Genomic DNA, 24227 nt, shown 5'->3' with positions numbered 1-24227 from the left:
GGGCAATGCTGCCGTTAGAGGGGCGCCGGACGCTACCCGGACACGCCTGGATGGGGCGTGGGGAGCGCTGCCGTGAGGGTCTGAGCTGCGGTTTGACCGTCTTGTCGGAGGGGGCGGAAGGCGATGTGCATGATCCACGAGCGGCGTGTACAGTAACTCCCCGTGCGGCCCGCTGGGCCGGCCAACGATGGAAAGATCATCCAGGTCGAAGCGGTAGGCTTGTACGAGTAGGTCCGGGTGGCGGAATGGCAGACGCGCTAGCTTGAGGTGCTAGTGCCCGTATAGGGCGTGGGGGTTCAAGTCCCCCCTCGGACACATTATTTTCCCACGAAGCGTGATTTCTCCTCGCGTTTCGAGCGATCCCCGTCCCGTTGGGCAGGGATTTTTGCTGTCGTGGCAAGGAAGCTCCCCGCCGGGGTGAGCGGGTAGATCGCGGTCTCGGCTTCGATGGTCCACGCGTGGTGGTCACACACAATGATCATGTTGTTATTGCGTAAGTAGGCGGCCAGCCCCACCGGTCGACACCGTGCTCGCGGAGCACGCCGGCGGCATACAACCGGATCGCTCGGTGCCACGACGACGGCGCCACCTTCTCCGCGATCACGCGGATGACGTCGTCACGGGAGCGCAGGTAATGCAACAGCGTCCAGTCGTCGAACAGGTCGTGGGCGAAGGAGACCCGGCCGTCGACCTCGGAGAGGATCCCGTCGACGCGCAGCTGGTCGACGAGCCCAACGGCCTGGACCGGGAGGTCGTCCAGGGGAGTCGGTGACACCGAGCCGCCAGCCGCAGCGCGCGGATCTGCCGATGTGCGCTCATCTGAGCATTCGGACGTGGTCGCATCGAAACAGTCGTGTCGCCGACCACCGTCGGACCCCAGCCTGACCCACCGCGACGCCAACAACCGATACCACCGGATGAACGGCGGCCGCGAGCCAGTAGCCGACGTGCGCGCTGTTCGGGACGTTGCGATGGCAGGTTTGGCCGGCGATGCGGTGGCCGTTCGTGCTTCCTCCGGCCACCGGAGAGTGCTCGTGTGGCTTGTTCGGGTCTGCCGGTCGCGCGGCGTGGCCCGGACTGCAAGCAGGCGATGTAAGCGCCCCGGGCGGCGCGGCACCAGTGCCGTTGCACCATAGTCAGACAATCTTTATATTGACGATTATGTCGAAGGCCATGCGAGAGCCGACGTTCTGGATTCTGACCGCACTGGTCGATCAACCACGGCACGGGTACGGCGTGATCCAGACGACCGAGGCGCTCTCCGAGGGCCAGGTCAGGTTGCAGGCCGGCACCCTCTATGCGGCGCTGGACCGGTTAGCCGCCCAAGGACTGGTCGCGATCGACAGAGAGGAGACCGTCGAAGGGCGTCCTCGGCGCTACTACCGCCTCACCGACGACGGCGCGGCGGCACTCGCTGAGGAGACAGCGCGATTGGCCCACAACGTTCGCACCGCATCGCGGCGGCTGAACGCCACGCGGCCTGGCCCGGCGTTCGCATGAGCCGCCGCCTCGCCACCCCATATCGCCTGCTGCTGCACGTCTACCCGAAGGGCTCACGTCGCGGAGAACTGGCAGACACGCTGCTCATGGCCGCCGAGGCCGGACACGTCCGGCCCGGCCCTATTGCGACGCTCAACCTGCTTCGGCACGGCATGCGAGCCCGACTCGGTCGCCCACTCAGCAGAGGCGTGGTCGTGCTGGCAATCTTCGCCTCAATTGTCTCCGGCTTTCTGAGCGCGTCGCTGGCGAACCGTATCGGTTGGGAGGCGGCGCCAGCGCTTCCAACCGGCGCAGCGTGGACTCAGCTCGCCCAGATGCTCACCCCAGGCTTATCGGCACAATCGTACGGAAGGTCGGACGACCCCTTCCGCAACAACGGTGGTGAGACCGATGCGGCGTCGGTCAGCTACAGCACGGGTCGAACGCCTGCGACCGAGGACGTCGACGCCTATCTAGCCGGCCTGCAGCAACGCCTGGAGGCGGCCGGCTGGCGCGTCACCGACACCTACTCGACCAGCCCGACCGACATCGAAACCGGCGCCCGGCAAAACAACTCGCAGGCGTTGACCGCACGCAACGGCGCGCTCGTGCTGTCGTTCGAGGACTACTTCGACGCAGCGAACGCCGAAGGCGGGCTCAGGGTCTCGATCTACCGAGCGGAACCACGCTGGCTCACCGGTTCGACGCTCGCCGTCGGCCTGCTCGGTATGTTGGCCGGCTGGCTGCTAGCCGGCTGGGCCAGCCGCCGTCTCGAGCACCGTCCGTGGGCCGCTCATCTCGCGGCCACCGCCGCCTTTGGCGGTCTCGTCCTGCTGATCCCCGCCTGGCTGCTCGGTAGTCTGCAATTCCTGGGCACACTGTCCGACGCGGCCGTGCCTGACTCGCCGTTCTGGCGTGGCCTGGTGCCCACCGACGAGTTTGGCGGCATGGCCTACCCCGCCGGGGCGGCGATAACAGCAGCCATCGCCGTGGCCGTGCTCTGCCCGCCCCGCCACGGCCCGGCCCGGCCCGCACTCGCCACCGACCCGGGCTCAGCCAGTGATCTGACCCATGAGGCCAACCTCGACCAAGATCAGAAGTAGCCGCCGACCGGGCGCGGCGTCGCGCCGATCACCATCTGCAGCGGCCCCCGGCCGGTGGGCACATCCGGCTTTGCCGCTGATCGAGTGTCTCCTGGTCTGGATGGCCTAACGATCGTCTATTTTCCGGCATCCTCTTCTAGCCGCATATGGTGCGCGGGGCAGCTACCCCGGCGGTCCCCTGAGGCGTCGGTGGCGGCCATGAACGCCTGCCCCATGGTGGAGGCCAGATGGCGGTAGTCCTCAATGAGCGGCCCCACCAATCGTCCGTCGGGCTCGAAGGCATCACGCAAGCCCTTCGCCAGGTCTTCTAACCGCTGATTCCAGATCCCGGCAGCCTTCCAGTGCCTACGCTTGAACGACTGCCAGCGGCGCCAGCCGACCTCGATGACATCGTCGGCGGTATCCGGCATGACAGCAGGGGATCCATCCTTGTGGAGTTGCTCCATTGCATCGCGTGCCGAGGACCGTGTTGCAGGCGGCATCTCCATGAGTGCGAGTATCGCCGAGGCGTCGGCAGCGGCACGTCTGAACATCCGCTCATGCCGCAGATAAGGCGCGTCCCGACAGGACGGATGTCACTGTCCGTAAGGCGCTCCGCCCAGCGACGAGCACGCGTCGGAGTCCGAGTCCGAGTTGGCAGTAGACCTCGGCCTTGTCGGTGGGCTCGGCGTCGCGGAGCACGGCGGCGATATTGCCGCGTCCGTCGACCAGCTCTTTGATCTCGGCTCGGCTCATGCGGCGTGGGCTGTTGCTCGAGTGGGTGTGGAGATCGGCTTCGGCGCGGGCGCGTTCGGCTGGGTCTGTGAGATCCAATCGGTGACGACTGCGGGGTCTGTGCTGGCGTCGAGGGCGGCGCAGTAGATGAGGCCGCGGAACACGAAGGGGTTGCGGATGCGCTGTCCCATCGCCACGTCGTCGACGTCGAGCAGCACTTCGTCGGTGCGTTGCTTGTTCCACACCTGCCGTCCGGTGTACCCGGGTTGGTGAGGATGACGCGGATGGCGCTCTTGGACCAGGCGATGCCGCTGCGGTGCCGGTGCGGGCGCGCTCGTGTGCCGAGGGACAGGGCACGCGCATGGCGGTGAGACTCTCGGCGATGGCGAAGAGGCCGATGCCGGCGAGGAGCTCGGCGAAGATCCGCCGGAGTCGTGGTGGTGATGTGCGCTGTTCAGCAGCGGGACGGCACGTGACCAGCAGCTTTTCTTTCTCCGGCAAACGCTTGGCGCCCCGACGGCTATGACCGGGAGAATGCTCGCAACGCGGGGAGTGTAGGCATTGTTCATCGACGTGCGTGCCCGCTGCCTCTGATCCCGCCGCTATCAACATCCCATGGGAGGTTCACGGAATGACCACACGCAGGACACGGGCGCGAGTAGGTTTTACGGCGCTCGCCGCGCTTGGGCTCGCATTGTCCGCTGCAAATCCCGCCATGGCCGTCGCCAACACATACGTTTTTGAAGGTAGTGACTACGCCGCAATCGTCCCAGCCTGGAGCAACTGGTTCGAGGTATGCGACATGGAGAAGGACGGCAGCGGCGTCTATGCCCAATTCCGCGACAGCTACGGAAACTACATTGGGGGATATGACGCCAAATACTGGGACAGTGATGGGTCGGCTGGCGGGTGCAGGAGTGGCAACCTGTCTGGTTATGTCGCAAATATCCAGGTCTGCGAGGACGATTGGGGCGATGACACCTGTTCCGGCTGGAAGCCTGTAGCTCATTAGTTGCGGCAGTTCTTGCAGCGCCGTTGCACGAACATCGCGGCCGCTGAACGGTAATGGAGACGGAGACCCTCTGATCTCTCCGGGGGTCTCCGTCTGCGACCCCACGGCGCCGGCACCATGATCATCAGGCCTGCGCCAAGCCTTACCGGACGCCATCCGCCGGCAACTGCCAAGCGTTACTGCAGCTTGGCGGCACGAGCGCGGATCGCGGCACGAGACCCGACTTGGCTTACCGTTCTGGGTTATGGGCCTTCTTGAGGTTGTGACCTGCATTTTCGGGTTCGCGAGAGCTGAGACTGTGACCCTGCCATCCGAGTCGAGCCCGTGGAAATTGGTCCCGCGCACCGCGAACGATGTCGACCGCGTCCGGCGACCCGGCGGACGAGCGACCCGCGAACGCCTCGAACGAGGGCTCTCGATCGATGATGTTCACCCAGCCCGTAGGCAAGCCTGATCGAAGTGTGCCCGAGCGCAACCCGAAGTGTCCGCACACATGCCGATGCGCGGATGTGCGGCCGTGCCGGCATTTCGCGGCGAAAGGCCAGGTCTTGACAAACTCACGGCATGGCTTCCCGGACGGCGTGAACGGTGGGGACGATGTCCGCGACGGCCACCATATCGATCGACCGCCTTGCCGGACAGCCCGATCTGCAGCGACAGGTCCGGCAGCGCCTTCAGATGCAGCATGCGTCCCGGATACCACTGCACTCGTACGGGGCTTGCGCCGGTTACCGGGAAGCGGCCGGCGGGAAGGTGTTGCTGGCGTGGTCAGCGGTTGTTCGCCGATGTTGGCCGCCTACCGCTGGACGGGGTGGCACCCTGGGCACGTGGACTGGGCAGGGAAGGTGGCATCGGAATTACGGTGAACGGCCTCTGATGCGTACCGCGTTGATCGTAGTAGCCGCGGTGGCGACGGCGGTGGTCGTGGACCTGATCTCTGGCCTGCTCATCCGCCGCGTAGCCCGCGGCCGTTACCAGTGGGTGCTGGAGCCGTTGCGGCATGCCTGTCGCCGCCCGGCTGCAGCGGTCCTGCTGGTCGGGGCGCTGCACTTTGCACTGCCGGTGGGGCCTGCCGGGTGGCAGCGGAACCTGCGGCACGTCGTTCAGCTGGTCCTGGTCGTCCTCGCGGCGTGGCTAGTGATCAAGGCGTTGCACGTCGCCGAAGCGGTCGCGTTCAGCCGACTGCCGGGCGACCCGGTCGCCAGCCGGCGGATCCGACGGGCTCGCACACAGATCCGCCCCGTGCGGCGGCTCACCGTCGCCGTGGTGACGATCGTTGCGATCGGCCTGGTCCTGATCACCTTCCGGCCGGTACGCCTCTTCGGCATCTCCGTGCTGACATCGGCGGGCGTGGTCGGCGCACTGATCGGCCTGTCCGCCCGAACCGCGCTCGGCAACGCGTTCTCCGGCATCCAGGTCGCCTTCGCCGATGGCCTGAACGTCGGCGACGTGCTGGTGGTGGACGGTGAATGGGGCCGGGTTGAGGAGGTGAAGCTGACCAACGTGGTGATCCGGCTCTGGGACGAGCGGATGCTCATCCTGCCGACCACGTACTTCACCGAGCGGCCGTTTCAGAACTGGACCCGGAACGAGTCCCGGGTGGTCGGCAAGATCCAGATCCATGTCGACCACACCGCCGACCTGGACGACCTGCGCCGGGAGGCGCGCCGGCTGGTCGAGTCCTCACCGCTCTGGGATGGTGACCAGTGGGTGCTCCAGATGGTCGACTCCACCCCGCAGACAGTGGTCATCCAGGTGCAGGCCTCGGCCGCGGACGGTGCCAGCGCGTGGGACCTGCGTTGCGACCTGCGCGAAGGACTGATTCGCTACCTGCGCGACCGTCATCCCCAGTGGCTGCCCCGCACCCGCAGTCAGTATCAGCCCTGAACGGCCTTTGGGTGGACCACCGACACGATGCCGCCGCTGCGGCATGACAGGATCCTGCCGCGGCGCGTGCGCCGCGCTCGGTCTCCGAACGGAGCGCGGCGCAGTGACTGAGCCGAACGGCGGCCGGCGGTCCTGGCCTCGGCGGAGTTCGGCGGCTCCCCCTGGCCGCGCGTGCTCGGGTCAGGTGGACGGGGGCTTGGTGGGGCGCCCTACGGTTTCAGCACGATTTTGCCTCGCGCGTGGCGGGACTCGCTCAACTCGTGGGCGGCGGCCGCCTCTTCCAGAGAGAACACGGCAGCGACCGGCACTGTGAAACCACCCCGCTCGGCGAGTTCGCCGACGGCGGCGATTCCTTCGAGAGCCGGTGTGTCCGCGCCGGGGCCAGAGCCGCGCGAAAGGTGCACGCCGTAGGCCGCGGCGTTGATGTCGGCGATGCTCACCACCCTGTCCGGGCCAGCGACCAAACCGACCAGGTCGGGTATAGAACCAGAGCCGGCACAGTCGAGTACGACATCCACTCCGCCGGGCACCAGAGTATGGACCCGCTCGGCCAGCCTGGGGCCGTAGGTGGTCGGGATCGCCCCGAGCGAGGCGACGAACTCATGGTTGCGGTCGCTGGCCGTGCCGATGACTGCCGCGCCGCGAGCGACCGCGAGCTGGATCGCGGTCGTACCGACTCCGCCGGCCGCGCCCTCGATCAACAGCGTGGTGCCGTCCTTGACGCCCAGTCTGTCGAGCACTCGGGTGGCCGTCTCGATGTTGCCGGCCGCGCCGCCGGCCTGTTCCCAGGTCAGGGCGGCGGGCTTCGGTGCCCATGCGGCCAGGACGGCGTATTCGGCGTTCGCTCCGCCCATCTGGGCGTAGTCCGTGATCCCGAAAACCTCATCGCCGACCCGAGCCGTGGTCACCCCGTCACCAACCTCATTCACCACGCCGGCAGCGTCGACACCGGGCACGTGCGGCAGACGGAGCGGAATCCAGTCCTGGAATTGGCCGGCGCGGACGTACGTGTCGGCCGGATTGACGCCCGAGGCCCGAACGGCCACCCGTATCTGGCCGGGTCCGGCGTGCGGTTCCGGTGCCTTCGAGACCTCAAGGACACTCGCGGGACCGTACTGGGAAAATTGCAAAGCCCTCATGCAGACGGACGCTAACGCACGCCGCTGTCCGCCTCGCTAAAGTGAGAGTCGTGACCGATCGTTTGCCTCACGCTCTTCGCTCCGACGCCCTGGACAACCGCGAGCGCATCCTCGAGGCCGCCCGCGCGGTCTTCGCCGTTGACGGTCTGGACGTGCCGATGCGGGAGGTTGCCCGTCGCGCCGGGGTTGCGCCAGCCACCCTGTACCGCCGATTTCCGACCAAGGAGATGCTGGTCACCGAGGCATTCGCAGAACAGATGTACGCGTGTCGCGCTGTTGTCGACGAGGGCCTTGCCGATCTGGATCCATGGCGCGGTTTCTGTCTCGTGATCGAAAAAATGTGTGAACTGCACGCACGCGACCGAGGCTTTACCGCAGCCCTTATTTCGACCTTTCCCAATGCGGTTGATTTCGACGCGCGCCGTGAATACGCGCTCAGAGCAATCGGCGAACTGGCCCGCCGCGCCAAGGAAGCGGGCCGCCTGCGCACCGACTTTGTCCTGGATGACGTCATCCTCGTGCTCATGGCCAACAGCGGTATTCACGCGACTTCGCCGACTACCCAGGTCACCGCCTCCCGGCGCTTCGCCGCGCTCGCCATCTCGGCATTCCAAGCCTCCCCGGATGTCTCACCGCTTCCGCCCGTGGCGCGGTTGGCACCCCCGGCGTCGGTATCCAGACCCAGCCAGGTGGGCTAGTACTCCAGTGACACTTCGCGACCTGGACGACTGGTAGTCGGAGTCGTCACTGGTGGGCTTGCCGTGCGCGGGCGTGGTGGGTGCGGCGCCAGGCAGACCAGCGCAGGGCGCGCCCGACGTCAGATCACGGCAAGCCCGATGCTTCGCCGGTCCGATCGCGACTCGGCGTGTGCCCACCTACCTCCCGCTGTGGGACTGCCCGTCCTTCTCGTCCCGCCAGCCGTCAGGTTCGGGATGGTAGCCGTAAGCGGCGGCCCGCACTGTCTCCTCGTTTTCCAGCCCGGAGCCGATCGCGCCCCCGACGGTGGCCAGCGAGCTGGTGATCCAGGCGAGCGTCAGATAGTCGGTGACGTTGACTGGCCGCTGCAAGGTCTGTTCCAGCACGGATGGGGCGATCAGCAGCGCTCCGACGAGCGCCGTTCCAACGAACAACACCACGTAGGACACTGCCGTGGCCAGAGTGAGGGTGAGGACCGTGCCCAGGTTGAACAGCCGTGCTAGCTCGGTCGGTGTCTCTCGGTCTGGCTTCTCCCACAGGCCGTGCGCGACGATCAGCCAGGCCACCAATGCGGTGAGTCCGAGCAGCATGATCACGGCGAGCCGGAGTCCGCCGAGCGCATCGCCCATCTGCCAGATGGTGTCCGTGGTAAGCGCGAATGCGGCCGTGCCGAACGCGCCGACCAGCAGCTTGGACAGGCCGAGCAGGGTACGCCCAGGGCGGTTGGCGCGGACCATGCCGGACAACAGCCGCACCCGGCCGATCAGCCGCGAGGCAACGTAGCGCCGCTCACCGGCGTCGGCCTCGCCGACCACTCGGTGAACGGCGGGAATCCGGCGTGCCATCCCGGCTGGTGCCCGGTCGGCCGGCGGCACCCGCTGGTCGGAAATGTCGGTCAGCAGCCGGCTCACCAGATCCGGGACGGCTGCGCGGGCTTTTCGCAGCTGGTGCAGTCCCAGCGCGGGCAGGGACACCACCGCGACTCGACGCCGAGCGGAGGTTTGCGCGACCAACGGCACCCGGTCGGCGTGCAGCGGCAGGTCGGTCAGGCAGATGGCGACGTCCCATTGGTCGTCGGCACGCCGATGCGCGAGATCGTCGAGCAGGGCCTCAACACCAGCGTCGCGGCGGGGCGCCCTCTCGCCCCAGCCTTCCCGCACGGTCCACCGCACGTCCGCGTCTACTCGCTCGGCGAGCCCGCTGGCCAGCTCGGCGGTGAGCCGTGCGGCGACCCGGGCGGGGTGGTCCGGTGGGGTTGCCACCAGTCCGACGATGATCTCCGGGCGGTGCTGTTTCCTGTGTGTCATCGGTGCTCCTCACCGGTAGCCGGGCTCGGCCGCCGACGGCGAACAAACCGGGGTATCAAGCACCATCGCGGCAGCTCCCGCGCCAACTGAGGTAGTGATAGGGCAAGGCCGCCGAGAGGAGCACCCCGACCAACCCGTGAACGCACCTTGGCGCCCTCGTAGAACGATCGCCCGTCTACGCAGCCTAAAAGACCACTCCGGCCGGTGTAGCGAATTCAGTCGAAGGCGCTCTGCGGCTCGCAGAGCACTGCCTCGTGGCGCACATCGCAGGTGGCCGACAGATCAGCGCTCACGTCCAGCCGACTGGGCGTGGCGTCGGCGCGGACGAGGGGTCTCCGTCTCCGCCCCCACGGCTGCTGGAGAACTTAGCTTGAGGGTTTGGCCATGCCTTGCAGTACGGTGAGACCTCCGTAAGCGGGCGGCGGTTTGGTGCTGGAGTGCTGAGGCGTTCCGTCGCCGACCTGGAGGCAATCGGGTGATCCCTGCGAGGTCGATGAGCCGGACGGGCGAGACGCCAAGTTGGCCTGTCAGGCCGAGGCCTTGGGACCATGCGGAGCTCGGGGCAGTTTGTTCTTCACAGTGGAATTCATCGGGGGCGAGGCGTGGGTAAACTCTTAAATGTCCTACTAATGTGGACAGTGCTGGCCGGCATCGCGCCGACCCAGCCTGCCCTGGCAACCGCGGCGGATCCGCCTCCACCCGTGGTCGGCTCGGAGTTCTCATCCCAGGACGTCGGCATCGGCTCAGGTCACCTTGGGGGAGCCGATCGGCAGATGGACGGCATCCGGACGTTCCTTCCCAACAAGTCACCTATCGTTCGGATCGAGTTGGATTGGTGGTATGTCGAGGACTACCGCGGCAGTGTGCTGCGATGGGACCGCATCGATCCGTTGGTGATGGCGGCGAAGGCCAGAGGCATGCGGGTTCTGCTGATCTTGGCCTATGCACCACCCTGGGCCAACGGCAACCACAATGTGCCGAAGGTGCCGGTCACGACATGGTTCCCGACCAATGACGACGACTGGAAGTCAATCGTCGAACGGACGGCAGCGCATTTCGAGCTGCCTGAGTTCGGCAATACCGTGAAGGCCTACGAGGTCTGGAACGAGCCGAACATGGTTGGTTCGTTCGGGAACTACGAATCCGACCGTAAGACGCGGTACTGGCAAATGGTTCGCATTGCCAACAAGGCTGTCCACAGTGCCTGTGTCACTTGTGTCGTCGTGGCAGGCGGGTCGGCCCGGGGTGTCGAGTCGCCGGCCGGCAGCAACCCTGACGAGTCGGCTGTGTGGCTGGATTGGGCGTACGTCAACGGTTACGGCGACGACTTCGACGCGGTCGCGCTGCACCCGTACTCGGAATGGCCGGGGCCTGGGCAGTCCACGTGCGCAACGCCCTGGTCGAACATGTTCGGCCCGCCCGGCGAGGCTAGCCCGTGCGGTGAACTCGCCCGGGTTCACGCCGTGATGGTCCGCCATGGTGATGTGGCGAAGAAGATCTGGGCCACCGAGATCGGCTTCCCCGCGCAGGACGGCACACCCTACGTCCAAGACGCGCGGGCCAATATGGTGTTGGCCGTCCAGATGTGGCGAGCGTTGAGCTACACCGGCCCCTTCATCGTCTACAACTTCCAGGACGCGTGTGAACCGGTTACCGAGATCGAATGCCAGTTCGGTGTCGTTAACCGGGCGTTCCAGCCGAAGGAGCCGTTGTACAGCGCGCTGTCCACCGCGCTGCGGCATGACAGCCTGCTCACTGTGAACCAGCAGCTCCAGCCCGACGCTGTGGCGGCCCTCCACTCCGTGGACGGCCGGTTTGCCCTGTCGCTGCAGCCTGACGGCAACCTCGTGTTGCGAGGCCCTGGTTCGACCGTGCGGTGGACGAGTAACACCTTCGGGGACCACCGGCTGATCAACCAGTCCGATGGCAACCTCGTGTTGTACCGCTCGGACGGGACCGTTGTCTGGTCCTCCAACACCTGGTCGAGCGGACCGTCTACGCTGACGGTCCAGAACGACGGCAACCTCGTACTCCGCCGCAACAGCGACTCCTTCCCAGTCTGGTCGTCGAGGACAGCCACGCTCGACGCCGATCAGCAACTGCGGGCCGGCAGCCCACCGCTCTACTCGGCCGATTTGCGGTTCGCCCTCTCCATGCAGACCGACGGCAACCTCGTCATCAACCGCCTGCACGGCGGCGCCGCGCTGTGGGCCGCAGGGACCAACAACGGTCACCGGTTGATGAATCAATCCGACGGGAACCTCGTCTTGGTCGCGCACGCAGGCTCCACCCCTGTCTGGTCGAGCGGGACCTGGGCCGCTGGCCCTTCGACGCTGCGTCTGCAGAGTGATGGCAACCTTGTGCTGCGCCGCAACAGTGACGGGGTGGTCACCTGGACGTCGGGCACCTTCGGTTAGGACAGAGGATCCGGACGCCTGCGCTGAGGAGTCCGGATCCTCTCAACGCAAAGTCCATCGCCGGGTGACATGGCTTGACTCTTCGCGGATTCCTCGCGCTGCCTGGCCGCGTCCGGTCCAGGGTCGTGTGGGGCGCGGCCTGTTGGCCAGCTGTCACCGCGATTCTGCACTCCCACCTCTTTGAACGGTGGGGTTGGCACCTTGCGGTCATCAAGGGGCTTGCGGCCCGGGATCCGGTGCCGCCGGGGTGGACGGGGTGACAGCAGCGGCGTGATTAAGCCCGGAGGTCGTTCGGGACGAACCACGGCGACTGCTCATCTCTCCTCACGATCAGGCAGGACGAGCCTCACGTCCCGAGGCACCGGCCTGTGTCGAAGTCGGTGCTGCCGCTAACGGCCAAAGCCGTGCTGGCTCGAAGCGAGCCGAGTCGCGGCGGCGACGTCGACCCGGCAGATGCTCAGGTAACGCAGCACCTCGTCGTAGTCCACAAGTAAGACCGTCCGACCCTGCGTACGCCACCTGGGAAGATTCGCCGCGAAAGCCGCCCACAAACCGGTGCACGGCATGCCGTCGGCAGCGTGGCGAGCATGCTGCGCGGCCGGGCCGCCGTGGGCGAGCCAGCCCGCGCTGCCCACCAGGTCGACACGGCCGCCGTCGGCCGCCGCTCGGGACACGGCCTCGGCCACGCGTGAGGCCACCTCGCCTTCGGTAACATTCGTGGCCTGCTCGACCAGCACGCGGTCGAGTCCGGGTGCTGATTCGAGCACCAGCACGGCGACCGCATCGACCGTCGGCGTGATCGACGCGGGCACCGCACTGCGGTGCAGGCGCGCCTTCTGGTCCACGATCAGGACGAGCGCCCGTCGGACCGGACCGGGCAGGATGGATTCTGCGGCCAGGCGCAGGGCGGTGAACGGAGCGGCCGTTCCCTGGTCCGACACGGCGAAGGTGAACGCCTGCCCGCCCATGCGCTCGGCCAGGTGTGCCATCGGGAAGACGGGATCGGTGTCGGGCGTGGTGCTGGCCATGATCGCCAGCTCGAACGGCGCGTCCACCCATCTGGTCGAGGCGACCAGATCATGGAAGGTGTTGCGCTCGACCGTGAAGAGTTCCTCTTCCCAGGGCAGGTCGTACATCTGCCAGAGGTCCTGGAAGTAGCCGCGGGAGAAGTCGTCGAACGGACGACCGGCTGCCACCACGTGGTGCTCGACGTGCGCCAGCCGCAGCGCGGTGGTAGCGGGCTGATCCGCGTGCTGGGACGAGGTCGCGGAACGGGACGTGACGTACATGGGCACCTTTCGCGATAGGGGCGGAACGGCGGCTCGGGTCAGCAGGCCAGCACCATCGCCGAGAACGTCGCACCGAGCCCGACCGATGTCATCACGTAGTAGTCGCCGTTACGCAGGCGTCCCTGCTGCTGTGCCGTCTCGCGGTTGAGGAACGGATCGGCCGCGAAGCAGTGACCCGTCGACGCCAGGTTGTCGAGGAAAAGCCGGTCTCTGCCCCGAAGGCCCAGTCTGCGCAGCACCCGTACCCACGACATCCGGTTGACGTGGTGCGGAAGGATCAGCGCGATGTCGTCGATGGTCAGCCCGGCGCCGTCGACCGCCGCGCGGATCACCTCGGCCAGCGCGTCGGCATACCCGTCGGCGAACTGGTTGTTCAGCTCTGCCGGCATCCGGGGGCCCAGATAGTAGCGTCCGTATATCCGTGAGGCGTAGCTCAGCACGGTGTCCGGACCCTCGCCGGGTGCGACGAGCACCGCCGCTGTGCTTTCCCCCATCACGGCGGTGAACGACAGCACCTGCGCGGAGGAGGTGAACATCTTCTCGCCGACGAAGATCAAGGCCAGTGCCTGCGGGTCACCGTCGCGCTCCAGCAGCCGTCCGGCGACTTCGACGGCCAGCAGACCGGACGCGCACGCCTGCTGGTTGAGGCAGAACGCCGTCGCGTGCTCCAGACCCAACCCAGACCGCACGGTGTGCAGCGGGTTTGTCGGGTAGGGCGAGGCGATGGGCATGGTCCGGGCCTGGATCACATAGCGAATCCGATGCCGCAGCCGCGGCAGGTCCGCCAGCCTGGCGGCCGACACGAGCATCTGGTCGGCGAGCCCCATGCCTTCGGCGATGCGTATCTCCGAGAATCCGTAAAAACGCTCGTAGACCTTGATCTCGGCCTCGTCGACTCCGTGCCGGCACAGGTAGTCGGAGATCGACACGCGTTGGGCCGGGTGGAAGCCGGCAATCGCCGCGATCGAAGTCACTTTCCCTCCAGGGCGGGTGCACGCTGTCGTCACGTCGAGTCCTCGCCCGTGCCCGGCGGAGTCGGCGGAATCGACCCGTACCGGGGTCGCGCCCCGCCGCGACCAATGTGCCCGGCCGGGTTCGGGAGCAGGAGTCCCGCCTGCCCGCCCGGCCGACCTGATCGCATGGGCGTGCCCGAAAGGCACCGCGGCCCCCGCTGGTCCCGGCCTGCCCGGTTGGCGCCCGATCGGTGTGGGCCCAGCCGGTTATGCCCGATGGAGGGCGCGACAACCCCGGGCCACGCGGTGAGACTTGACCCGTCCGCGCACCACAGCCCACGCCTGGCCGGACGCCATCGCGCACCCGGGTCGGCGGAAGGAGTCGTTCATCCGGCCATGAAGACCATCGTGACAGGTGGAGCAGGCTTTATCGGATCGCACCTGACTTCGCTGCTGCTCGAGCGCGGCCACCAGGTGGTCGTGGTCGACGACTTCTCCACCGGACGTGCCGAGAACCTTGAGGGTATGCCCGTGACCGGCAAGCTCACGATCGCTGAGGCCGACATCGTCGGGCCGCAAGCAGCCCACCTGGTGGGCCAGGTGCGCCCCGACGTCATGTTCCTGCTGGCAGCCCAGTCGACCGTTCAGGTCTCGATGCATGACCCGATGCTCGACGCCCGGGCGAACGTACTCGGCCTGGTCAACATGCTGGAGGCGGCTCGCCTGGCCGGCTGCCACAAGATCGTTTTCGCGTCTAGCGGCGGCACGATCTACGGCCAGGTCGAGGCCGAGCGGCTTCCGGTGACCGAGGACCACGCGCACGCCCCTCTGTCGTTCTACGGCGTGACGAAGTCCGTCGCGGCCGAGTACCTCAGGCTCTACCACACCGAGTACGGCGTGGACTACGCCGTGCTGGCGCTGGGCAATGTGTACGGGCCGCGGCAGCAGCCGAACAGCGAGGGTGGCGTGGTGGCGACCTTCGTGAACCGCCTGCTGCAGGGCCTGCCGTGCCGGATCAACGGCGACGGCACGACCACGCGCGACTACGTCCACGTCTCCGACGTGGCGGAGGCGTTCGCGGCGGCCGCCCGCAGCGGCACCGGCGTTTTCAACATCGGCACGGGCATCGAGACCTCGCTGCTGGAACTGCACCACCTGCTGTCCGAGCGGACCGGTGCCCGCCTCGAACCAGAGTTCGGCCCGCCCCTGAGGGGCGAGGTGCGGCAGATCCGGCTCGACATCTCCCGCAGCCGCACGCAGCTCAGCTGGCGGCCCTCCATCCGCATCGACGAAGGCGTCGACTCGGTGGTCGAGTGGCTGCGCTCCACCCCGCAAGACCTGCGCGCGTCGGACGACCGGACGCTCTCCACACAAGGGATACGTCGATGAGCCAGGGATCCGAGCAGCAGCGGCCGTTCGACGACGGCTGCCCCCACCGCAGGTACGCGCAACTGCACTCCAGCGGGCGCTCCGCGCATCGGATCCGGACGCCTGACGGGTTGCCGGCATGGCTGGTTACCGGATACGACGAGGTCGAGCAGCTATTGGCCGACCCTCGCCTGGCCCGCAACATCACGCGGGCGGGCACCCGTGCCCAGGTCGCCCGCAGCCAGGCGATGCCAATGCCGCCGCAGTTCACCACCCGTACGGTGGCCAGCCTGGACGGACCCGAGCACGCCCGGCTGCGGACTTTCCTGAACCGGACCCTGGCTTTCAAGCGGGTCAGGGCACTACGACCGCGGCTGGAACAGGCCGCGGCGAGTGTCCTGGAACCGCTGGGCGCCTCGGGCGCGGTCGACCTGATGACGGCGCTGGCGGTGCCGTACCCGATGGTCGTCATCTGCGACATGCTCGGGATCCCGCAGACCGACCGTGCCCGGTTCCAGCACTGGACCAATGTGATTATTGACATCGATCCGTCCGGGAGTATGCCCGGCGGCAGGCGGGCGGCCGGGCAGGAGCTGCTGGCATACCTGGGCGACCTGGTTGCCCGGCGACGGCAGGACCCGCAGGACGACGCCATCTCCGAATGGGTCCACTCCCGCGACGACCACGGCGCCCACCTCGACGACCACGAGCTCGTGGGGCTCGCCTTCGCGCTGCTGCTGGGCGCGTACGACACGTCCATCGGCATGATCGGCGCCAGTCTGCTGGAGCTGCTGCGCAGACCGGAGCTGTTCGCCGCCCTGCGCACCGATCCGTCCCTGGTCCCGAGTGCCGTGGAGGAGCTGCTGCGCAGCTGCGGCGCGCTGCACACCGCCCGTCGATTCGCCACCGAGGACATGACCGTGGCGGGGACACCGATCGCGCGGTCGGACACCGTACTGCTCTCCATCGCCGCGGCCGGGCTGGACCCCGCACGCTTCCCTCACCCGGACGAGCTCGACTTCGGGCGAGCCGACCAGCGACACCTCGCCTTTGGCCGCGGGCGTCATTTCTGTCCCGGCGCGGAACTCACCCGCATCGAGCTGGCCGTCGTCATCGAGCAGGTGACGACCCGCCTGCCGGACCTGGCCCTGGCCGTGCCCGCGGACGAGGTGACCTGGCGCCGGTCCTCCTACGTCGTCCAGTTGCCGAACGCGCTCCCGGTCACCTACTGACGGTGATGCGTCGGGTGCCTTCCGCAGCGCGGCACCACCTCTGGCCGCCGGGTCAGGATGGTGCGCGGTTTCAGGTCTGGCTGGTGCCGTGACCACGAACGTTCACGGTGTTGGTTGACACGCCGGGTTGCCTTGTCGGCCGATTGGCGTCATGACGGTCAGGCGGTGGCGGATCCTGTACGTCTGCGGCGGCTCGGTGACCAGGGCGGTCACCGGCTGCCCAGAGTCACCCGGCGGGGAACCGGCCCACCGCTCCGACTACGGCGGGCGATGGTCGTGCTCGTTTGGGCCGGGCGGGAACACGTGCCGGCGATGGACCTCGGATCGGTGACGCACGCGTTCGCCCCCGATTGACGCCCCGACCTATGCCGCGGCCGAACGGGGTGCCAGGGGGCGAGAAGGTCAGGCATCGGAGCTCAGGAGACGATCCAGCGGTGGGGTGCCTATCGGGTCCAGATGCTCGGCGAGCAGGCGCGCCGCGGCGAGCGTCGTCAGATCGCCCAGATAGGGGCCGGCGATCGCCACCCCCACCGGCAGGCCACGCGTGTCGAGCCGCACCGGGACCACGGTCGAGGGCAGGTAGACCACTCCGGTCAGGCCTGCCCACACGGTTTGCTGCCAGTAGGGGCGCTCCTGCGCGTCGACGGTGATCTGGCGCGCGGCGATCGGCCGGTGATCGTGCCGGATCGCCAGATTGGGCGCGACCGGCAGCAGGATCGCGTCGTATCGGCTGAAGAACTGCCGCCAGTGCTGCCGCAATCGCTGCCGCTGGGCGTCGGCGTGGAACCAGTCATTCAGCGGCCGGTCGGCCAGCTCGCCGCCCAGCCGCGCCGCGTTGCCGCCCGCGGGGCCGGTGGACGCGGCGAAACCCGCCAGCAGCTGCCGGAACACCTGATCGCTCTCGGCCAGTCGTACGCCCGGCGGACGGGCGGGTTCCACCGCGATCCCGGCGCGGCAGAACGCGTCGACCGCCGTCTGCAGCGCGACGGCGACCTCGGCGTCGACTGGACAGTAGGGGTCGTCCACCCAGGCGGCGATCCGCCGTACCGGTTGGGCCGGCGGCAGGCTCACCTGCCATGCCGGCTGATCCCAGGGATGCGGCCCGACCGTTGCCCTCAGGACGGTCTCCAAGTCGTCGACCGTACGCGCCAGGGGGCCTGTCACCGCGAGGTCGACAGTGGTCTGCTTGAAGGGCATGGGCGGGATGTGCCCGTGCATCGGCACGATCCCGAAGCTCGGTTTGTGCCCGAACACGCCGCAGGCCGAGGCGGGCAGCCGGATCGAGCCTGCGACGTCGGAGCCGAGCTCAACCGGGGTGAAGCCGCTGGCCACCGCACCGGCGCCGCCGCCGGAGGAGCCGCTGGTGCTGTGGTCGGGATGCCAGGGATTGCGTGCGGTGCCGAAGACGTCGTTGTAGGACTGGATGTCGGCCGACGCGGCCGCGAGGTTCGTCTTGCCGAAGACGATGGCACCTGCCCGGCGCAGGCCTGCGACCGCGGCGCCGTCCTCGCGCGGGACGAAGCCGCTCAGCACCGGTACGCCGCCGGTGGTGCGCAGCCCTCCGGTGGCCAGGCTGTCCTTGACCGTCATGGCGACACCGTGCAGCGGTCCCAGCCGGTCGCCCCGGACCACCGCCTCGTCGGCCCTCCTGGCCCATTCGTACGCCCGCTCGTCGAGCGTGGTGACCAGTCCCAGCGGCGCGTTGTAGCGCTCGATGCGTGCCAGCAGCACATCGAGGTACTCGCGGGCGGACAGCGTGCGCGCCGCCACGGCGGCTGCCACCCTGCCGGCCGACCACCAGCACAACTCGTCCACCGCTATGTCCCTTCCGGGTCGCGCCGCCGCTGCCCGACCCGCGCTCGCCGCTCAGGCACCGAAGACGGGGTCTTCCAGCGCCCTCTGCTGCACCAGGGCGTATTTCTGCGGCGTGCCGATGTCGTGCCACTCATCGGAGAAGCGGTACGCGCCGACGGAAGCGCCCAGGCGGGTCAGCGTCGTGATGAGCGCAGGCATGTCGGTGGTCCGGTCGGCGGGGATGTGCTCGCGCACCGCGGGGTCGGCGACGTAGATCCCCGCCGCCACGTCCAGCGTGAGCTCCGGCTTCTCGCGTACTCCGACGACCTGCCCGTCCGCGATGTCCAACACGCCGAGCTCGATGGGCACCCGGTGGGTGTGCGTGGCGACAGTGAGCACATCGCGGCCGGCGCAGTGCGCCCGATGCAGCTGGGCGAAGTCGATGGTGCTGAGCACGTCGCCGTTGACGATCACCGCGGCTTCGTGCCAGTCCTCGACCAGCAGCAGGGGTCCCGCCGTGCCCATCGGCTCCCGGTCGAAGGCGTAGTCCAACGCCACCCCGAACTGGCAGCCATCACCGAACCGCTGGCGGATGGCGTCGGCCAGATGCGACACGCACATCGTGATGCGATCAGTGCCGGCCTGGCGCAGCCTGTCGACGAGGATTTCGAGTATTGACCGACCACCGACGCCGAGCAGCGCCTTGGGCGTGTTCCGCGTGTGCGGCAGCAGCCGGGTTCCCTTGCCTCCCACCATGACGATGGCATGCACGAGGTCCTCCCTGGCGTTTGCTCCGGCGGCGCCGCGGTGGTCCCGACGGCGGTGGTGCATGGGGAGTATTCGCCGAGGGGGAGGGGGCTTGGGAAGCACCGAACGAGCGCGCGCCGACGGACCCCCAAATGGGCATGGTCCGACGGAGGCGTTGGCTCGCCTGGCTCGGGCCGATTGAATGGCAAAGGCTCGGAGTCCGCGGCGATACCCACTCCAGCGCTGCCGCCTGACCTCGGATGCGCCGCCGCCGCCGGCGTTGCGACCGTCATCGACCACGTGGGAGGAATGGGCGCATGCTTCAGGCCCGACACGTCGCCGTGCCCTTCACCGGCCGGGACAGGGGTATCCACGATCTGACGCGGGGCCAGGCGAACCTGCTCAGGGTGATGCTCGATGGTGTCCCCGTGACGCTGAGCGCGACGCTTCCCGCGCCTGACGGCACCGATCTGGCCGGTCTGTGTGCGGCGACGGCGCAGCTCATGGCCCGGCACGACTCGCTGCGCACCTCGTACCGCCTGGGCGCGCGGCCGGTCCAGGTCGTCAACGGCGGCGGTCATCTCGACATCGCGGTCTACGACAGCGAGGTGCCACTGAGTGACCAGGCGCTGGCGCGGGTACGCGACGACGTGCGCGGCGGCGCCTGGAGGGACCTGGACACCAAGGCGCCGTTCCGGGTGGCGGCGGTGTCTGTCGGCGCCGTCGTCTCGCACGTGGTCGTGGCGGTCTCCCACGTGGCCGCGGACATGGCCGCACTGATGATCATATTGGCGGAGCTGGAGTCACTGCTGGCCGGGCGGGACCTGCCGCCGCCGGGACCGCAGCCGGTGGATCTGCTGGCGTTGGAGGATTCACCGGCGATGCGCCGCCGGCAGCGCAGCAGCCTGAGCTACTGGCGGTCGCAGTTGCGCGGTACGGCCCACTCGCTGTTCGAGCCCGGCGTGGCCGTCGACCGGCCGTTCCACCGGGGTCTGCTGGTCCGGTCTGCGTCGGCCGCCGACGCGCTCCAGGCGGCGTCCCGCCGGATCGGGGCCGGCAGGCGCACTGTCGTCCTCACCGCGGTGTCCATGGTTGTCGCCCACTACGCCGGGCAGCGACGCTGCCCTGTCACCTCACCCACCGCGAACCGCTTCCTGCCCGGAATGCAGCGGTACGTGGGCCAGCTGGCCTCGGATGCCTTCGCCTGCTTCGATCTGGGCACCGTGAAAACATTCGACGCTGCGGCGCGGCTGGTCGCCCGCGATGCGATCCGGGCGTACTGGCACGGCTGGTTCGACACCGCTGAGCTGTGGGGCCTCTACGACGACATCGCCCTCGAGCGGGGTGTGCGGGCGCACGCGCGCGAGTTCGTGTTCAACGACATGAGCGCCCTGGACGGCGTACTGGCAGAGGAGCGGGACCAGTTGACCGCGATCAGGTACGGCCTGATCGAAGAGCTGGGCCCGCACGATGATCCGTCGCGTAAGCAGGTCCGCCTAGGCGCCGGGATGCTCTGGCTGGCCGATGAGCCCGCTGTCTCGCGGTTCTCCTACGACCTGCTGGCCGTCGACGGCGAACTCGCTGCGGCGCTGTGGGCGGACCCGCGGTGCTTCAGCTGCGCGGACCTGGTGACGATGGCCGAAGCCGTCGAGAGGCTGCTGATCGCCGCCGGCGGTGGCGACGTCGGGTTCGACGAGGTGGCGGCGGTGACCGGGGTCAGCCCGCCCGAGCGGGGTGACGGCTGGCATTTCGTGGACTCCGGCTGGGTGGAGCTCGGCGTGGTGCGCCGGCTGCTCGGCAGCGTCGTCGGCGACGACTGCCTGGTCGCGGCGGTCGAGGATGAGACGCGCGGAACACAACTGGTGGGCTTCGTGGCGGACCGGACCGGCACGCTCACAGCGGAGTCGGTCCACCGGGCCTGTGTCGCGGCGCTGCCCGCGCTGTCGGGCACCATGACCCCGCACACATACGTGATCTGCGCCGACGCGCCGCGCGACCGCGACGACCCGCAGGCGTGGCGCGCCCAACGGCAGCTGGCCAGCGGGGCGGGACGCGGCTGATGACCGCTGATCTCGTGGTGGTGGGATCGGGGCTGTTCGGTCTCACCATCGCGGAACGCTGCGCGACCAAGTTGGGGCTGAACGTCCTGCTCCTCGAACGGCGAGGGCACATAGGCGGCAACGCCTACAGCGAGATCGATCCCGAGTCGGGCATCGAGGTGCATCGCTACGGCACCCATGTCTTCCACACCTCCAACGAGCGGGTGTGGGCCTACGTCAACAGGTTCACCTCCTTTACCGATTATCGGCACCGGGTGTTCGCGCTCACCGGCGGACGCGTCTACCCGATGCCCATCAACCTCGGCACCATCTGCCAGTTCTTCGGCCGGTCGATGTCGCCGCAGGAGGCCCGTCGACTGATCGCCGACCAGGCACAGGACGTGACGGACCCGCAGAACCTCGAGGACAAGGCCTTGTCGCTGATCGGGCGGCCCCTCTACGAGGCGTTCATCCGGGGTTACACCGCGAAACAGTGGGAGACGGACCCGCGGCGCCTCCCCGCCGACATCATCACCCGCCTTCCGGTCCGCTACACGTTCAACGACCGGTACTTCGACGACGTGTACGAGGGAATGCCGGTGGACGGGTACACGCCATGGCTCGAACGGATGGCCGACCATCCGCGCATCCAGGTATGCCTCGACGTTGACTTCTTCGACGTCCGAGCGGACTTCGCCGGCAAGGTACCGATCGTGTACACCGGTCCCATCGACCGCTATTACGACTATGTCGAGGGTCCGCTGGCCTGGCGCACGCTGCGATTCGAGCGGGAGGTGCTGCCGATCGGTGACTTCCAGGGCACGCCACAGATGAACTATTCCGATCCGGACGTGCCCTTCACCCGGATCCACGAGTTCCGCCACTTCTATCCGCAGCGCCGCCACTATCCCCGCGACCGCACCGTGATCGTGCGGGAGTACTCCCGGTTCGCGACGCGCGACGACGAGCAGTACTACCCGGTCAACACCGCGCAGGACCGTGCGCGGCTGCTGCGTTACCGCAAACGCGCGCGGGAGGAGGACGCGGTGTTCTTCGGGGGGCGGCTCGGCACCTACCAGTACCTCGACATGCACATGGCCATCGCATCCGCGCTGGCCATGTTCGACAGGATCGGCCCGTTGCTCACCGCGCGGCGCGCCCGGCGCCGGCCATGACGACCGGGTGGGTCGTGACCAGGGGGGTTGACGCGACGCAGCCGTGGCACCTGTTGCAAGGATTGGCTCGGGAGCAGGGCTGGCAGGGGGCGCTCACCCGTCTGCACGCGCTGGCCGGCTCCGACGTCATGGTGGTCGGTCCAGGCGGTCAGGCCCTGGTGTGCCCGGAGCTTGCCCGCACCGCCGTAGGGCTGCACGTCGGCGGGACACGCCTGCCCCGTGACCGGGCCCGCGAACGCGTGCTCCCCGTACCGGTCGCCGGCTTGGTCGCGCTGCGCGTGCGGTCGGAGCCGCCCACGGCCGCCGCCGAGTGGCATCCGTGGACCGCCGCGATCGCGGGGCTGCGGCTCGGCCTCACCTACCGCCTGCTGGACCAGGCGGTCGCCCATCTCGGCCGGCGCAGCAGCGGCGGCGTGCCCCTGCTGCACCACCAAGCGCTGCAGGTCTCCATCGCCGACCTGGCCGTGGAACACCTCGAGCTGGGCTGCGTGCTCGACACGGCCCAGGGCCGCCTCGGCGCCACAGCTGCAGCGGATCTGCACCGCCGGATCACATGGGTCGACCGCAAGCTGCTGCATCTGTTCGGGGCCTATGGCTACGAGGCCGACGGGCCCGCCGCCACGGGCCACGTGTCGGAGTTGCTGGCAGACACCTACGGCCTTCCCCGCGGTGAGGAGGTCCCCGCGTGATCGAACTGGATCGGCGGCTCCGGCTACTCCAGGCTGAGGCGCGTGACTGGGCCGACGAGATCCGTCCGTACGCCTTAGCGGTGGACCGTGACCCTGATGCGATCTCATCCCTGACCCGCCTCGCGGTGCTCTCGCGGCTGGGCGGGCTGCAGATCCCGGCCGAGTACAACCCACGTCCACTGGTGGTGTCCGGGGAGCGGTTCTACCTGACCAGTGCCCTGGAGCGGATCGTCTTCCTCGAGGAGGTCGCGGTCGGCGACCTCGGCATCCTGCTCGCCTCGCCCGGTGCGCCGATGAGCGGCGTCGTGGTGGACGCGATGGGGAGCCCGGAGCAGAAGGAATGGTTCTTCGGACGGCTGCTCGACCGGCCGACCTGGACGTTCTTCGCACTCACCGAACCGGAGCGCGGCTCCGACGCCAGTCACCTGCAGACCCGGCTGGAGCGCCCGGCCGGGGACGGGCCCGCGCTGCTGCACGGGCACAAGCGATACGTGGGCAACGCTGCCCGTGCCGACCTGGGGGTGGTGTTCGCCCGGACCGGCCGGGGGCCCCTCGGGCTCGGCGCTGTGCTGGTGGAGCGGGACGCGCCGGGTTACGCGGCCGAGCCGATCCCCACCCTGGGTGTGCGGGGTGCCCAGCTCGCGGCGATCCGGCTGACCGGGGTCGCGGTCTCCGACGAACGGGTCCTGGGCCGCCACCTTCCGGCTACACGGCGGGGTGCGCTGGGCTGGCTGCGCACCTTCAATCTGCTGCGTCCGGTGGTCGCCATCATGGGAGTGGGTGTGGCCCGCGCCACGTACGAGTACCTGCTGCGGCAGCGACAGGCGTCCGGGGGCGCTGTGCGGGACCGGCTCGCGGTTATGGCGCGCGACATCGAGGCGGTCCGCCAGCTGACGCTGCGCAGCGCGGTGGCGGTCGACCACAACGCCGACGACGGTCATCTGGCTTCGGCGGCGAAGGTGAGCGCGGCCCGTCTGGCCGAGCGGGTGACCGTCGAGGCGCTCGAGATGCTGGGCCCGGGTGCGCGGCTGGACCATCCTCTGCTCGACAAGCTGGCCCGCGACGCCCGGGCGGTGGAGTACATGGAAGGCACCAGCACGATCCAGCGGCTGGGCGTCTTCAAGGAACTGATCCGTCGCGGTGCCGGGGCCGAGCCCTCGCAGCGGTCTGGGTAGTTTGATGTTGCG

21 protein-coding genes, 1 tRNA gene and 1 pseudogene are annotated in these 24227 nt (G+C 68.5%); 13 read left to right on the top strand and 10 right to left on the bottom strand.

The window, feature by feature from the left end; all coding sequences use genetic code 11:
* Positions 1 to 231: 231 nt before the first annotated feature.
* Positions 232 to 315: transfer RNA gene (locus V6V47_RS14215), tRNA-Leu, on the top strand.
* A gap of 163 nt (positions 316 to 478) precedes the next feature.
* Here the strand turns inward: V6V47_RS14215 and V6V47_RS14210 are convergent.
* The gene (locus V6V47_RS14210; protein WP_334628657.1) at positions 479 to 775 is read right to left on the bottom strand and encodes a hypothetical protein; all 297 of its coding nucleotides are present in this window, start codon (positions 773 to 775) and stop codon (positions 479 to 481) included.
* 386 nt (positions 776 to 1161) lie between these two features.
* Between V6V47_RS14210 and V6V47_RS14205 the strand changes: the two genes are divergently transcribed.
* A complete protein-coding gene (locus V6V47_RS14205) occupies positions 1162 to 1500 on the top strand; it encodes a PadR family transcriptional regulator (RefSeq protein WP_334628656.1) in 339 nt (112 codons plus the stop codon).
* Positions 1497 to 2582: a hypothetical protein gene (locus V6V47_RS14200; RefSeq protein WP_334628655.1), complete on the top strand. Its 1086-nt coding sequence runs from the start codon at positions 1497 to 1499 to the stop codon at positions 2580 to 2582. Before V6V47_RS14205 ends, V6V47_RS14200 begins: the two co-directional genes overlap by 4 nt.
* A gap of 116 nt (positions 2583 to 2698) precedes the next feature.
* Here V6V47_RS14200 and V6V47_RS14195 read toward each other — a convergent pair whose 3' ends face one another.
* Both V6V47_RS14195 and V6V47_RS14190 read right to left on the bottom strand, forming a co-directional pair.
* On the bottom strand, positions 2699 to 3070 hold the full coding sequence (locus V6V47_RS14195; RefSeq protein ID WP_334628654.1) for a hypothetical protein: 372 nt from the start codon (positions 3068 to 3070) through the stop codon (positions 2699 to 2701).
* 243 nt (positions 3071 to 3313) lie between these two features.
* A complete protein-coding gene (locus tag V6V47_RS14190) occupies positions 3314 to 3541 on the bottom strand; it encodes a hypothetical protein (protein ID WP_334628653.1) in 228 nt (75 codons plus the stop codon).
* A gap of 386 nt (positions 3542 to 3927) precedes the next feature.
* Between V6V47_RS14190 and V6V47_RS14185 the strand changes: the two genes are divergently transcribed.
* The gene (locus tag V6V47_RS14185; RefSeq protein WP_334628652.1) at positions 3928 to 4308 is read left to right on the top strand and encodes a hypothetical protein; all 381 of its coding nucleotides are present in this window, start codon (positions 3928 to 3930) and stop codon (positions 4306 to 4308) included.
* A 563-nt stretch (positions 4309 to 4871) separates the two neighbouring features.
* Here the strand turns inward: V6V47_RS14185 and V6V47_RS14180 are convergent.
* Positions 4872 to 5028 (bottom strand): annotated as a pseudogene (locus V6V47_RS14180) (DUF4291 family protein); the annotation flags it as partial.
* Positions 5029 to 5184: 156 nt separating this feature from the next.
* Here V6V47_RS14180 and V6V47_RS14175 point away from each other — a divergent pair.
* The gene (locus tag V6V47_RS14175; RefSeq protein ID WP_334628651.1) at positions 5185 to 6195 is read left to right on the top strand and encodes a mechanosensitive ion channel family protein; all 1011 of its coding nucleotides are present in this window, start codon (positions 5185 to 5187) and stop codon (positions 6193 to 6195) included.
* A gap of 209 nt (positions 6196 to 6404) precedes the next feature.
* Here V6V47_RS14175 and V6V47_RS14170 read toward each other — a convergent pair whose 3' ends face one another.
* Positions 6405 to 7334 carry an NADP-dependent oxidoreductase gene (locus tag V6V47_RS14170; protein ID WP_334628650.1) on the bottom strand — a complete coding sequence of 310 codons (930 nt, stop codon included), beginning with the start codon at positions 7332 to 7334 and terminating at the stop codon, positions 6405 to 6407.
* A 50-nt stretch (positions 7335 to 7384) separates the two neighbouring features.
* Here V6V47_RS14170 and V6V47_RS14165 point away from each other — a divergent pair, with 50 nt between their 5' ends.
* The gene (locus tag V6V47_RS14165) at positions 7385 to 8032 is read left to right on the top strand and encodes a TetR/AcrR family transcriptional regulator (protein WP_334628649.1); all 648 of its coding nucleotides are present in this window, start codon (positions 7385 to 7387) and stop codon (positions 8030 to 8032) included.
* A gap of 177 nt (positions 8033 to 8209) precedes the next feature.
* Here the strand turns inward: V6V47_RS14165 and V6V47_RS14160 are convergent, their stop codons facing one another.
* The gene (locus tag V6V47_RS14160) at positions 8210 to 9202 is read right to left on the bottom strand and encodes a hypothetical protein (RefSeq protein WP_334628648.1); all 993 of its coding nucleotides are present in this window, start codon (positions 9200 to 9202) and stop codon (positions 8210 to 8212) included.
* 764 nt (positions 9203 to 9966) lie between these two features.
* On the opposite strand from V6V47_RS14160, the gene V6V47_RS14155 reads away from it, so the two are divergent.
* On the top strand, positions 9967 to 11754 hold the full coding sequence (locus V6V47_RS14155; protein WP_334628647.1) for a hypothetical protein: 1788 nt from the start codon (positions 9967 to 9969) through the stop codon (positions 11752 to 11754).
* A gap of 389 nt (positions 11755 to 12143) precedes the next feature.
* Here V6V47_RS14155 and V6V47_RS14150 read toward each other — a convergent pair whose 3' ends face one another.
* Together V6V47_RS14150 and V6V47_RS14145 are read right to left on the bottom strand one after the other, a co-directional pair.
* A complete protein-coding gene (locus V6V47_RS14150; protein ID WP_334628646.1) occupies positions 12144 to 13043 on the bottom strand; it encodes a hypothetical protein in 900 nt (299 codons plus the stop codon).
* Between the two features lie 38 nt (positions 13044 to 13081).
* Positions 13082 to 14017 carry a 3-oxoacyl-[acyl-carrier-protein] synthase III C-terminal domain-containing protein gene (locus V6V47_RS14145; RefSeq protein ID WP_334628645.1) on the bottom strand — a complete coding sequence of 312 codons (936 nt, stop codon included), beginning with the start codon at positions 14015 to 14017 and terminating at the stop codon, positions 13082 to 13084.
* A gap of 375 nt (positions 14018 to 14392) precedes the next feature.
* Between V6V47_RS14145 and V6V47_RS14140 the strand changes: the two genes are divergently transcribed.
* Together V6V47_RS14140 and V6V47_RS14135 are read left to right on the top strand one after the other, a co-directional pair.
* A complete protein-coding gene (locus V6V47_RS14140) occupies positions 14393 to 15385 on the top strand; it encodes an NAD-dependent epimerase/dehydratase family protein (protein ID WP_334628644.1) in 993 nt (330 codons plus the stop codon).
* Positions 15382 to 16596: a cytochrome P450 gene (locus V6V47_RS14135; protein WP_334628643.1), complete on the top strand. Its 1215-nt coding sequence runs from the start codon at positions 15382 to 15384 to the stop codon at positions 16594 to 16596. The genes V6V47_RS14140 and V6V47_RS14135 overlap by 4 nt, the downstream gene beginning before the upstream one ends.
* A 402-nt stretch (positions 16597 to 16998) precedes the next feature.
* Here the strand turns inward: V6V47_RS14135 and V6V47_RS14130 are convergent, their stop codons facing one another.
* Together V6V47_RS14130 and V6V47_RS14125 are read right to left on the bottom strand one after the other, a co-directional pair.
* Positions 16999 to 18411 (bottom strand): amidase family protein, encoded by a 1413-nt coding sequence (locus tag V6V47_RS14130; protein ID WP_334628642.1) that lies wholly within the window; start codon positions 18409 to 18411, stop codon positions 16999 to 17001.
* A 51-nt stretch (positions 18412 to 18462) separates the two neighbouring features.
* Positions 18463 to 19161 (bottom strand): sugar phosphate nucleotidyltransferase, encoded by a 699-nt coding sequence (locus V6V47_RS14125; protein ID WP_334628641.1) that lies wholly within the window; start codon positions 19159 to 19161, stop codon positions 18463 to 18465.
* A gap of 404 nt (positions 19162 to 19565) precedes the next feature.
* Between V6V47_RS14125 and V6V47_RS14120 the strand changes: the two genes are divergently transcribed.
* Genes V6V47_RS14120 through V6V47_RS14105 form a run of 4 tightly spaced genes read left to right on the top strand, consistent with a single transcriptional unit; the run spans position 19566 to position 24215 of the window.
* Positions 19566 to 21197: a condensation domain-containing protein gene (locus V6V47_RS14120; RefSeq protein WP_334628640.1), complete on the top strand. Its 1632-nt coding sequence runs from the start codon at positions 19566 to 19568 to the stop codon at positions 21195 to 21197.
* On the top strand, positions 21197 to 22351 hold the full coding sequence (gene glf, locus V6V47_RS14115) for a UDP-galactopyranose mutase (RefSeq protein WP_334628639.1): 1155 nt from the start codon (positions 21197 to 21199) through the stop codon (positions 22349 to 22351). Before V6V47_RS14120 ends, glf begins: the two co-directional genes overlap by 1 nt.
* Before the next feature lie 14 nt (positions 22352 to 22365).
* Positions 22366 to 23040 (top strand): acyl-CoA dehydrogenase family protein, encoded by a 675-nt coding sequence (locus tag V6V47_RS14110; RefSeq protein ID WP_334628638.1) that lies wholly within the window; start codon positions 22366 to 22368, stop codon positions 23038 to 23040.
* Positions 23037 to 24215, top strand: coding sequence for an acyl-CoA dehydrogenase family protein (locus V6V47_RS14105; RefSeq protein WP_334628637.1), 1179 nt, complete (start codon positions 23037 to 23039; stop codon positions 24213 to 24215). The genes V6V47_RS14110 and V6V47_RS14105 overlap by 4 nt, the downstream gene beginning before the upstream one ends.
* Positions 24216 to 24227: the final 12 nt, after the last annotated feature.

Origin of the sequence: Micromonospora sp. CPCC 205539 (genome assembly GCF_036906815.1) — a bacterium.
In the GTDB taxonomy this organism is placed as follows: Bacteria; Actinomycetota; Actinomycetes; order Mycobacteriales; family Micromonosporaceae; genus Micromonospora.
Note: the sequence above shows the minus strand (reverse complement) of the source record. Positions and strands in the feature narration are given on the sequence as shown.